Origin of the sequence: Kitasatospora cheerisanensis KCTC 2395 (genome assembly GCF_000696185.1) — a bacterium.
GTDB lineage: Bacteria > Actinomycetota > Actinomycetes > Streptomycetales > Streptomycetaceae > Kitasatospora > Kitasatospora cheerisanensis.
This window is the reverse complement of record NZ_KK853997.1, coordinates 7,341,302-7,352,510: the sequence shown is the minus strand read 5'-3', so window position 1 is coordinate 7,352,510 and position 11,209 is coordinate 7,341,302. Positions and strand designations below refer to the sequence as shown.

Genomic DNA, 11,209 nt, shown 5'->3' with positions numbered 1-11,209 from the left:
GGTCCTGCCCGCCGGCGGCCGGGCCGGCGGCCTCGCCGTCCTGCAGACCGGCCAGGCCCTGGCCCGCCTGCTCGGCGCGGCCGGCTTCGGCGCGGCCTGGACCTGGTGGGGCACCCGGCCCGCCCTGCTCGCCGCGGCCCTCGCGCTGGCCGCCGCCCTCGCCGCCGCCTGGCGCATCCTGCCCGAAGGGAAGCCCGCATGACCACCGACACCGAGACCGGACCGGACCTGCTGCACCCGGCGGGCGAACCGGACCTGACGGACCGTCCGGTGACGGCGGCCCGCCTGGTGGTGCTGCTCGTGGTCGTCCTGACGCTGCTCGGCGGCGCGCTCGGCTACGTGCTGCACGCCCGTCAGCACGGCGGCCGGCACCGGGCCGTCGCCGCGGACGCCGGCTTCACCCTCGACCCGCCGGGCCTGTACTACCGGGACGCCGCCTCCGGCCGGATCGCCCGCGCCGCCGGCCCGGCGGCGCGGCGGCGACCGTCGGCGGGCCGTCCTGCGAACGCTTCTACGCCGCGGGCGACCGGGCGCTCTGCCTGCGCGCCCTGCCCGGCACCCCGGCACGCCCGCCCGCACCCAGGCCGTCGTCTACGACCGGCAGTTCCACCAGCTCCAGGCGCTGACCCTGCCCGGCGTCCCGAACCGGGCCCGGGTCTCGCCGTCCGGCCAGGTGCTGTCCTGGACGGCGTTCGCGGTCGGCGACTCGTACGCCGTCAGCGGCTTCTCCACCCGCACCTCGATCCTCGACCTGCGCACCGGCTACCTGATCAAGTCGATCGAGGACATCCCGCTCACCGTCGACGGCGCCCGCTACCACGCCCCCGACGTCAACTACTGGGGCGTCACCTTCGCCGCCGACGACAACCGCTTCTACGCCACCGTCTCCACCGGCGGCCGCACCCACCTGGTCGAGGGCGACCTCAGGTCCTGGTCCGCGCGCACCCTGAAGGAGAACGTCGAATGCCCGTCGCTCTCCCCCGACGGCACCCGGATCGCCTTCAAGAAACGCGTCTCCGCCGACCCCGCCGACCCGTGGCGGCTCTACGTCCTCGACCTGGCCGACCTGTCCGAGCACCCCGTCGCCGAGAGCCGCAACCTCGACGACCAGGCCGCCTGGCTGGACGGGCGGACCCTCGGCTACGCCCTGCCCGCCGAGGACGGCCGCGGCACCGACCTGTGGTCCGTCCCCGCCGACGGCACCGGCGCGCCGCGACTGCTGGCCGCCGGCGCCTCCTCCCCCGCGGCGGTGGCCGCCCGTTGACGGCCCGTCGGGCGGCCGGTGCGGGCGCTGTCCGCCGCTGCCCCTACGATGACCGCCATGGTGAACGCGGGCCCGGGCGGCCAACTCGTCGACGGCCGTTTCGAGTTGCTGAGCAGACTCGGCGGCGGCGGCATGGGCCTGGTGTGGCGGGCCCGGGACACGATGCTGGAGCGCGAGGTCGCACTCAAGGAGGTCCGGCCGCCGGACCCGGCGATGCTCGCCGCCGACCCGGCCGCGGCGTACGAGCTGCGCGAGCGCGTTCTGCGCGAGGCCCGGGCCCTCGCCCGGCTCCAGCACCCGCACGTGGTGACCATCCACCACATCGTCGACACCCCTGAACTCCCGCACCCATGGCTGGTCATGGAGCTGGTCGCCGGCGGCTCGTTGCAGGACCGCCTCGCCCGCGGCACCCTCGCGCCGCACGAGGCGGCCCGGGTCGGCCGCGGCGTGCTGTCCGCGCTGCGGGCCGCGCACGCCGCCGGCATCCACCACCGCGACGTCAAGCCCGCCAACGTCCTGCTGCGCGCCGACGGCACGCCCGTGCTGACCGACTTCGGCATCGCCGCCCTGCACGGCTCGACCAGCCTCACCGCGACCGGCGCGCTGATCGGCTCGCCCGAGTTCATCGCCCCGGAACGGATCCGCGGCCACGAGGGCGACCCGTCCTCCGACCTGTGGTCGCTCGCCATGACGCTGTACGTGGCCGTCGAGGGCCACCACCCGCTGCGCCGCGCCACCACGCTCGCCACCCTCGCCGCCGTCCTGGACGAGCCGCTGCCGCCGCCGCTGCGCTGCGGCCCGCTCGGCGCGACGCTGACGGCGCTGCTCGCCCGCGACCCCGCCGACCGTCCCGACCCGGACCAGCTCGACCGGCTGCTCGCCGCGGCCGAGCAGGGCATCGACGGCACCCTCGGCGGCAGCGCCTTCGCGCCCACCCGGCTCGATCACACCCCCACCACGCTGAACACCGCCGCGCCGTACTCGCCCACCCTCCCGACCGCCTCCGTCCCCGCCTCCGCCTCCGCCGTCGAACGGCCGGGGGCCCGTCGGCGCGCCGTGCCGGTGCTCCTGGCCGCGGTGGCCGTGGTCGCCGTACTCGGCGTGCTCGCCTGGTCGTTCGACGACCTGCTGCGCGCCGACGGCCGGCAGGTCACGGCCGGGTCGACCCCGCAGACGTCCAGCAGCGGCGGCGCACCCGTCGTCCCCGGCAGCCCCGTCGCTCCCGCCGCCGCAGCCGACCTGCTCACCCCGGACGGGGTCCGCGGCGTGGTCGACACGATCCGCTCGGCCACCGGCAACGCCACCCTCACCCAGCTGGTGATCTACCCGGAGTACGCCACGGCCAGGGCCGTCACCAAGGACAACCCCAAGCACTACGACAACCTCACCTACCGCGCCGGCAAGGTCACCACCAAGCCCGGCGGCATCCTCGGCACCGACGAGAAGCCGGTCGACCTCGCCCGGATCGACTGGACCCTCCTCCCCGCCGGCCTCGCCAAGGCCAGGACCGAACTCGGCGTCGCCGCCCCGACCTCCCGTCACCTGGTCGTCGACTACGGCTGGTTCGCCGACGAGATCACCCTCCGCTACTACCTCACAGACGCCTACCAGGGCGGCGGCTACGTCAGCACCGGCGCCACCGGCAAGGTCCTCAAGATCGCCAAGTCCGGCTGAGCCAGGCCCACCTGATCGAACGCTTCGGGCCGACGGGCTGTGGGCGGAGTCCGACGAGGAGCGGCAACTCCACGTCCTGCTCCACGACTTGACGCCCACCGACGCCTGACGGCCGGCCCGGCCCGGGGTTCACGCACCCCGGCCGTCGCGGGGGCCGAAGGCGGCGAGTGCCTCGGCGTCGCTCGCGCGGGCGTGCAGGTAGTAGTCGGCCCAGTCGGCGATCCCGGGCCAGGACGACTCGCGGGCGAGGCGGGCGGCCGCTGCCTCCACGTCGAACTGCGTGCTGCGGAGGTCGACGCCCGGGCCGAGCAGCGCCCAGTGCGCTCCGGCGCGGCCGTACGGCATGCCGACGCTGCCGGGGTTGACCACCAGCCGGCCGTGGGCGAGGCGGACGAACGGCATGTGGGTGTGGCCGCAGACCACGGTCCGTACCTCGGGCGGGACTTCGGCGAACACCTCCGCCCAGCGGTCGAGCCGGGAGTCCACCAGCACCACCTCCTCGTCGTCGCGCGGGGTCGCGTGGCAGAACAGCACCTCCCCCAGTCCCTCGACGGGCAGCGTCAGCGTGGGCGGCAGCGCGGCGAGCAGGTCGAGGTGGTCCTCCCGCAACTGCTCCGCCGCCCAGGGGCCGATCGGGTCGGGGACGGTGTCGCGCTCTCCCCGGCGGTACTCGAGGAGTTCCCGGTCCGCGTTGCCGCCGACCCAGGCGACCCGGTCGCCGAGCCCGGTCAACCGGTCCAGTACCTGGGCCGGTTGGGGCCCGGCGGCGATGTCGCCGGTGAGCACCAGGCGGTCGGCGGCGCGGACCTCGGGTTCGGCGAGCACGGCCTCCAGGGCCGGCAGCACACCGTGGATGTCGGACAGGACGGCTACGCGGTTCGGCATGGTCACCACTGTGCGCCACGCGCTCCCCCGCCGGAACGAATCTTCGCCCACCGCGAATTTCCGCATCCCCTCGCCGGAGCGCTCAGCGGACCTCCAGGTTCGCCATCATCCCCATGTCCTCGTGCTCCGCGTTGTGGCAGTGGAACAGGTAGCGGCCCCGGTAGCCGTCGAAGCGGGTGATGATCTCCGCCGCCTCGCCCGGCCGCAGCGACACGGTGTCCTTCAGCCCGGCGTCGTGCGGCAGCGGCGCGCGCCCGCCCCGGCTCAGGATCCGGAAGCCCACCAGGTGCAGGTGGACGGGGTGGTGGACGTCCGCGATCAGCCGCCACACCTCCAGGTCGCCCAGCCGGACGCTGACGTCCTCGCGCGCCGGGTCGAACGGCCGGCCGCCGATCAGCCAGCCGTGCCCCTCGCCCATCCGCCCGGCCCGGAAAGCGAACTCCCGTACCCGGACGGCCTCTTCGCGCCGCCACTGCGGCAGGTCGGTGGACAGCACGGCCGGCACCCGGCTGTCGTCCCGCTCCTGCCGCACCACCCGGAACGCCATCACCTCCCGGGTGCGCCCGCTGCCCAGCCGGTTCAGCAGCCGGACCGTCCCGCCGGTCTTCACCGCGCCGAAGTCCACCAGCAGGTCGTAGCGTTCGGCCGGTGCCAGCGGCAGCCGACGGTGCGTCACGGGCGCGGCCAGCAGGCCCTGGTCGGCGCCGATCTGCACCAGGTCCAGCGTCCGCCCGTCCTGGTCGACGGCCTCGATCTCGTAGTGCCGGGCGTTGGACGCGTTCAGCAACCGCAGCCGGTGCCGCACCGCCGCCACCTCGTGCACCGGCCAGGGTGCGCCGTTGACCAGGATCACGTCCCCCAACACCCCGGCCGCGTAGGGTTCCTGCACCCCGGGGCGGTCGCGCAGCGCCGGGTCCAGCGAGGGGTAGGCGAGGCTGCCGTCGGCGGCGAACGCCCGGTCGGTGATCACCAGCGGCACTTCCCGTTCCCCGTCCGGGAGTTCGAGCGCCCGCTCGCTGTCGTCCCGGACGAGGTGCAGCCCGGCGAGGCCGCGCCAGATCGCCGGGGCGGTGTAGTCCATCCGGTGGTCGTGGTACCAGAGCATGGTGGCGCGCTGCTCGTTCGGGAAGGTGTACTCGCGCACCACCCGGCTCTGCACGGCCCGCGGATCCGCCATGCCGGGCATCCCCGGCATCCCGCCGCCGTGCCGGTGCTCGGACCAACTCCCGGGCAGCACCAGGTCGGTGGGGTAGCCGTCCGACTCGGCGGGCGTGCGGCCGCCGTGCAGGTGGACCACCGTCGGGACGGGCAGCTCGTTCCGGTGGGTGACCACGGTGGGACGGCCGCGCCGGGCCTCCACCGTCGGCCCGGGAAAGCTGCCGCCGTACGTCCACAGCGGGGTGCGCACCCCCGGCAGGATCTCGCCGACGGTCTCCCGCTGGGTGATCTCGTACCGGTCGACGCCGCCGGCGGTGGACACCGGCGCGAGCACCCGCGGGCGCGGCAGCGGCACCCGGAACGCGGGCGGCAGCGGGACGGCGCTGCGCAGCAGCCCGCCCGTCCCGGCGGGCCGGTGGGCGAGCGCCGCCGAGGAGGCCAGGGCGCCCGCCGTCAGCAGCCCGAACGCTCCGCCGAGCGCGAGCACCTGCCGCCTGGAGACCGGGAGTTGACGCTCACTCACCGCGCACCGCCGGTCCGCGACCCGGCAGCGGGACGCGCAGCAGCCCGAGGGTGAGCACGGTGAGGCCCACGATGGTGGCCACCCCGAGCGGCAGGTGCAGCCAGAGCGCGCCGTCGAGCCCGGCGAAGTACTGCACCGTCTCGGCGATCACCACCAGCGCGGTGCCCACCAGCGGCCACCCGAGCCGGGAGCGGAACCACAGCACGACGGCGGCGATCAGCTGGAGGTAGCCCAGGCTGGTCACGGCGTTGGCCCCGGCCAGGTGCCAGCCGAGGCCGTCGTACGCACCGCTCAGGTACACGCCGGCGAACACCGGCTGCCCGTACACGGCGACGGTGTGCAGGGCGGCCAGTCCGCGCAGCACCCGGCCGGCGGCACCGGTGCGGGCCGCGTCTTCGGGGACGACGGGTCGGGGTACAGCGGGGTCGGGGACGGCGGGGTCGGGGACGGCGGATCGGGGGACGGCGGGTTCGGGGACGGCCGATGCAGCCATGGCGGGGATCTGCCTCAATCCTGGTGCCGGGGAAGGAACTTGCTCTCCTCCCGACGTTATGACCGGCCGGCTATCCCGTCTAAGATCAATATTGCTATGGGGTGATGACCGATCCGTCATGGACGGGCGGCGACGGCACCGGGGGCGGCCATGGACCTGCACGCGCTTCGCCAGTTCCTGGTGGTGGCGCGGCTCGAACACCTCAGCCGCGCCGCCGAGGAACTCCGGGTCGCCCAGCCCTCGTTGAGCCGCACCGTCGCCCGCCTGGAGGAGGAACTCGGCACCCCGCTGTTCGACCGCGGCGGCCGGCTCCGCCTGAACGAGGCCGGCCGGCTGTTCCGCGGCTACGCGGAGCGCGCCCTCGGCGAACTGGAAGCCGGCCGCCGGGCCGTCGCCGAGGCGGCGGGCGACGGCTTCGGGACGGTCCGGCTGGCCTCCGAGACCTTCCTCACCTTCACCGCGCCACTGGCCGCGTACAAGCGCGCCCACCCGGCCGCCGAGGTCGAACTGCGGCAGCTTCCGGCCGACCTGATGGCCCGCCGGCTCCGCTCCCACGAGGTCGACCTGTGCGTCGCCTCGCAGCCCGTCGACGGCGAGGGCCTGCACAGCGCACCGCTCCTCGACGAACCGGTCTGGCTGGCCGTCCCCGACGGTCACCCGCTGGCCGGACGCCGCGCCGTCGCCCTCGCCGAACTCGCCCCGCTGCCGTTCATCACCGCCCGCCCCGGCCACTGGAACCGGCGCCTCCTCGACCACCTCTTCACCACCCTCGGCCGACCGCCCCGGATCGTCTGCGAGAGCGACGAACTCGCCGCCGTCGCCGACCTGATCTCCGCCGGCCTCGGCGTCGGCCTGATCCCCGCCGTCGGCCGCCAGGCCGCCGCCCGCCTCCCCTCACCCTCCTCACCGTCGACGCCCCACCTGCCGCCGCACCCTCACCCTCCACTGGTCCGCCACCGCCCGCCTCTCCCCCGCCGCAACCCAAATGCGCACCCTCCTCCTCACCTGGCCCTGGCCCCCACCCCCTGACCGCCCCCGGTGACCCGACCTCACCCTCGCGGCGCACCCCACCCCCCAGCCCCGGCGCGAGCAGCACCGCGCCCCCGACTTCCCTCACTCTCCTCCCCACACCCCTGTGACCTGCACCATCGCCCTCGCGGCGCACCCCACCCGCCGGCCCCGGCCGAGGTAGCGTGGCGCGGTGAGCAGCACGGAGATGGTCGACGACGGCATGGTGCGGGTGCGCGGGGCGCGGGTGCACAACCTGCGGGGCGTGGCGGTGGCGGTGCCGCGCGGGGCGGTGGTCGCGTTCACCGGCGTCTCGGGGTCGGGGAAGTCCTCGCTGGCGTTCGGCACCCTGTTCGCGGAGGCGCAGCACCGGTACCTGGAGTCCGTCTCGCCGTACGCGCGGCGGCTGTTGCGGCAGGTGGAGGCGCCGCAGGTGGATTCGGTGACGGGCATGCCGCCGGCCGTCGCGCTGGAGCAGCGCCGTTCGGTGCCGTCCTCGCGTTCGTCCGTCGGCACCATCTCGACCATGTCGAACCTGTTGCGGATGCTGCTCTCGCGGTGCGGCAGTTACCCGCCGGGCGCGTCGCGCCTGGATTCGGACGCGTTCTCGCCGAACACCCCGGCCGGCGCCTGCCCTGAGTGTCACGGGCAGGGCGTGCTGCACCGGGTGACGGAGGCGTCCCTGGTGCCGGATCCGTCGCTGAGCATCCGGGAGGGCGCGGTCGCGTCCTGGCCGGGTGCGTGGCAGGGCAAGAACCTGCGGGACATTCTCGGCACGATGGGCCACGACCTGGACCGTCCGTGGCGCGAGCTGCCGGCGGCGGACCGGGAGTGGATCCTGTTCACGGACGAGCAGCCGGTGGTGACGGTCCATCCGGAGCGTGAGCCGGGCCGGATCCAGCGTCCGTACCAGGGCAAGTACAGCAGCGCCCGCCGCCTGGTGCTGAAAGCGTTCTCCGAGTCGCGCAGCGAGGCGGCCCGCGCGAAGGCCGCGGGGTTCCTGGAGCAGGCGCCGTGCCCGCTGTGCGGTGGCCGGCGGCTGCGGCCGGAGGCGCTGGCGGTGACGTTCGCGGGCCTGCCGATCACCGAGCTGGCGGGTCTCCCGGCCGACCGCCTGGCGGAGGTGCTGCGCCCGTTCACCGCCGACGAGGGCCCGGCCGGCCTGATCACCGCCGATCTGACGGACCGGCTGGCCGCGCTGCGCCGCCTCGGTCTGGGCTATCTCTCGCTGGACCGGGCCGCCCCGACCCTGTCCACCGGCGAGCTGCAACGCCTGCGCCTGGCGACCCAGTTGCGGTCCGGCCTGTTCGGCGTGGTGTACGTGCTGGACGAGCCGTCGGCGGGCCTGCACCCGGCGGACACCGAGGCGCTGCGCGAGGTCCTCGCCGAGCTGCGCGCGGCGGGCAACTCGGTGTTCGTGGTGGAGCACGACATGACGGTGGTGGGCGGCGCGGACTGGCTGGTGGACGTCGGCCCGGGGGCGGGCGCGGGCGGCGGCCGGGTGCTGTACAGCGGCCCGGTGGACGGCCTGCGCGCCGTCCAGGACTCGGCCACCCGCCGGTTCCTGTTCGACCCTCCGGCCCCGCCCGCGTCCCGTGGCCGCACCCCGTCGGGCGTGCTGCGGCTGCGCGGTGTGACCCGGCACAACCTGCGGGGCGTCGACGTGGACGTGCCGCTGGGCGTGCTCACGGCGGTGACGGGCGTCTCGGGCGCGGGCAAGTCGACGCTGCTGGGCGCAGCGGCCGAGGCGGCGGCGGACGACCCGTCCGTGGGCCGGGTGGTGACGGTCGATCAGACACCGCTGGGGCGCACGCCGCGGTCCAACCTGGCGACGTACACGGGGCTGCTGGACACCGTCCGCAAGCTGTTCGCGGGCACGGACGAGGCCCGCCGGCGCGGTTACGGCGCGGGGCGGTTCTCGTTCAACGTGGCGTCGGGCCGCTGCCCGACCTGCGAGGGCGCGGGCGCGATCGAGGTCGAACTGCTCTTCCTGCCGACCGCCTGGAACCCGTGCCCGGACTGCCACGGCAGCCGTTACAACCCGCAGACCCTGGAGATCACCTACCGCGACGCCACCATCGCCGACGTCCTCGCCCGCACCGTCGACGAGGCCGCGCCGTTCCTCGCCGACGTGCCGGCCGCGGCCCGTGTCCTGACGGTCCTTCAACAGGTCGGCCTCGGCTACCTGCGCCTGGGCCAGCCCGCCCCCGAGCTCTCCGGCGGCGAGGCGCAACGCGTCAAGCTCGCCGCCGAACTGCACCACGCCCGCCGCCACCACACCCTGTACCTGCTGGACGAGCCCACCACGGGGCTGCACCCCGCCGACAGCGAAGTCCTCACCGCCCAGCTCCACCGCCTGGTCGACGCCGGCGCGACCGTCCTGCTCGCCGAGCACCACCTGCCCCTCGTCGCCTCCGCCGACCACCTGATCGACCTCGGCCCGGCCGGCGGCACCGCGGGCGGCCGCGTCCTCGCCACCGGCACCCCGGCCACCGTCGCCGCCACCCCCGGCAGCCCCACCGCCCCGTACCTCGCGGCCCACCTCGGCACCGATTGATCCAACCCCTCCCCCGCCCCCGGCGCACCGTCTACGGGTAACCTCACCCCGCTCGCCGGCCGCCCCGCGTCTGGCTCCCCCTCGCCGCCGACGCCTCCGTCCTGCGACTGATCGGCCGTGAGCTCTTCCAACCCGGCCGGATCACCGTCTCCCCCGTCCACCTGGGCTGCCCCCGCGCCCCGACCGTGATGGAGTGACGTCATGCCGATCCGCCTCGCCACGCCCGCCGACCTTGCGCTGCTGCCCGCCCTCCAACTGGCCGCCGGCGCGGCCTTCCGGGCCGTCGGCATGGCGGAGATCGCCGACGCCCCGCCACCCGGCGCGGAGGAGTTCGCGCCGCACCAGCGGCTCGGCCACCTCTGGGTGACCGTCGACGACGCCGACCGGCCGCAGGGCTTCGTGCTGGTCCGGCTGCTCGACGGGTGTGCGCACATCGAGCAGGTGAGCGTCCATCCGGCCGCGGCGGGGCGGGGGTTGGGCCGGGAGCTGATCGATCACGTCGCGGGGTGGGCGGCCGGGCGGGGGCTCGACGCGCTGACGCTCTCGACCTTCCGCAGCGTCCCGTGGAACGCGCCGTACTACCGACGGCTCGGCTTCCGCGAACTGACGGAGCACCAACTCACCGACGGGCTGCGGCAGGTGCTCGCGGAGGAGGCGGCACTCGGCCTCACCGACCGGGTCTGCATGCGCCGCGGCGGCGGGTCGGACGCCCGCCGCGGGTGACGGTCACCGCGGGTCGGTGCGGAGCAGCGAGTACATCACCTGGTCGTGCCACCGGCCGTCGCGCCACTGGGCGGAGCGCAGGACGCCCTCGCGGGTGAAGCCGGCCTTTTCGAGGGCGCGTTGTTCGGCGAGGTTGGTGTGGTCGGTCCAGGCCTGGAGGCGGTCGGTGCGGGTGTGGGCGAAGAGGTAGTCGGCGAGGAGGCGTTGGGCCCGGGTGCCGGTGCCGCGGCCCTGGGCGGCGGGGATCAGGCCGATGCCGAGGGTCCAGCAGGAGGAGGTCTCGGGGCGTCCCCAGCTGCCGGGGAACCATTCGACCCGGCCGACGGTGCGGCCGTCCTCGGCGACGGACAGGACGCCGCCGTCGGTGCCGAGCAGTCCGTTCTCGGCGAAGCGGCGGCGCAGACCGCCCGTCGAGCGGTACCCGAACCACTGGTGCGGGCCGACGCCCTCCGGTCCGCCGAACTCGCGGTCGAAGAGGTCGAGGTCCTCGGCGGTGACGGGCCGCAGCGTGATCTCGTCCGGCATGGCGGGCAGCTCCTGGTCATCGACAGTCGGAGCCCGCCACCCTACGACAGCCCGTCTCCCGTCCCGGCGCGGGGTTCTGCCGCAGCGACAGTCGGCCCGCATTCAAGACATTCGCCGAACTTTCGTGGCATAACGCCCGGTTCGGCGGGCAGACGGCGGTCTGATCGCAGCTGATGTACCGACACAATTGGAGGCCCGTCGTGGTTCCCCTTCTCCTGGTCCTGCTCCTGGCGGTACTGCTCTTCGGCGCCGGCTTCGCATTGAAGGCGCTGTGGTGGGTGGCGCTGGTCGTCCTCGTGGTGTGGCTCGTCGGCTTCGTGGCCCGGGGCACGGCTGCCGGCGGCGGCCGTAGCCGCTGGTACCGCTGGTAGCACCGGACACGACGCACCAGCAGGCGGG

10 protein-coding genes and 1 pseudogene are annotated in these 11,209 nt (G+C 75.1%); 7 read left to right on the top strand and 4 right to left on the bottom strand.

The window, feature by feature from the left end:
• From KCH_RS42940 to KCH_RS33115, 3 genes and pseudogenes are all read left to right on the top strand, one after another.
• Positions 1-202: pseudogene (locus KCH_RS42940) on the top strand (MFS transporter); the annotation flags it as partial.
• A gap of 471 nt (positions 203-673) precedes the next feature.
• Positions 674-1,264, top strand: coding sequence for a TolB family protein (locus tag KCH_RS45405; RefSeq protein WP_244305539.1), 591 nt, complete (start codon positions 674-676; stop codon positions 1,262-1,264).
• Between the two features lie 57 nt (positions 1,265-1,321).
• The gene (locus KCH_RS33115) at positions 1,322-2,938 is read left to right on the top strand and encodes a serine/threonine-protein kinase (RefSeq protein WP_035874891.1); all 1,617 of its coding nucleotides are present in this window, start codon (positions 1,322-1,324) and stop codon (positions 2,936-2,938) included.
• A gap of 129 nt (positions 2,939-3,067) precedes the next feature.
• Here KCH_RS33115 and KCH_RS33110 read toward each other — a convergent pair whose 3' ends face one another.
• The 3 genes from KCH_RS33110 to KCH_RS33100 form a co-directional block, all read right to left on the bottom strand.
• Positions 3,068-3,823, bottom strand: a complete 756-nt coding sequence (locus tag KCH_RS33110; protein WP_035874889.1) for a metallophosphoesterase family protein — start codon at positions 3,821-3,823, stop codon at positions 3,068-3,070.
• Between the two features lie 82 nt (positions 3,824-3,905).
• A complete protein-coding gene (locus KCH_RS33105) occupies positions 3,906-5,504 on the bottom strand; it encodes a multicopper oxidase family protein (protein ID WP_035869332.1) in 1,599 nt (532 codons plus the stop codon).
• Complete coding sequence (locus KCH_RS33100) at positions 5,497-5,997, bottom strand: hypothetical protein (protein ID WP_208866013.1); 501 nt, start codon at positions 5,995-5,997, stop codon at positions 5,497-5,499. Before KCH_RS33100 ends, KCH_RS33105 begins: the two co-directional genes overlap by 8 nt.
• A gap of 150 nt (positions 5,998-6,147) precedes the next feature.
• Here KCH_RS33100 and KCH_RS33095 point away from each other — a divergent pair, with 150 nt between their 5' ends.
• The 3 genes from KCH_RS33095 to KCH_RS33085 all read left to right on the top strand — a co-directional run bounded on the left by KCH_RS33095 (position 6,148) and on the right by KCH_RS33085 (position 10,285).
• Complete coding sequence (locus tag KCH_RS33095) at positions 6,148-7,026, top strand: LysR family transcriptional regulator (protein WP_244305538.1); 879 nt, start codon at positions 6,148-6,150, stop codon at positions 7,024-7,026.
• 187 nt (positions 7,027-7,213) lie between these two features.
• The gene (locus tag KCH_RS33090; RefSeq protein ID WP_035874883.1) at positions 7,214-9,562 is read left to right on the top strand and encodes an ATP-binding cassette domain-containing protein; all 2,349 of its coding nucleotides are present in this window, start codon (positions 7,214-7,216) and stop codon (positions 9,560-9,562) included.
• 201 nt (positions 9,563-9,763) lie between these two features.
• Positions 9,764-10,285, top strand: a complete 522-nt coding sequence (locus KCH_RS33085) for a GNAT family N-acetyltransferase (RefSeq protein ID WP_035869329.1) — start codon at positions 9,764-9,766, stop codon at positions 10,283-10,285.
• 3 nt (positions 10,286-10,288) lie between these two features.
• Here KCH_RS33085 and KCH_RS33080 read toward each other — a convergent pair whose 3' ends face one another.
• Positions 10,289-10,810, bottom strand: coding sequence for a GNAT family N-acetyltransferase (locus KCH_RS33080; protein ID WP_035869327.1), 522 nt, complete (start codon positions 10,808-10,810; stop codon positions 10,289-10,291).
• A 200-nt stretch (positions 10,811-11,010) separates the two neighbouring features.
• Between KCH_RS33080 and KCH_RS33075 the strand changes: the two genes are divergently transcribed.
• Complete coding sequence (locus KCH_RS33075; protein WP_035869324.1) at positions 11,011-11,181, top strand: hypothetical protein; 171 nt, start codon at positions 11,011-11,013, stop codon at positions 11,179-11,181.
• Positions 11,182-11,209 lie beyond the last annotated feature (28 nt).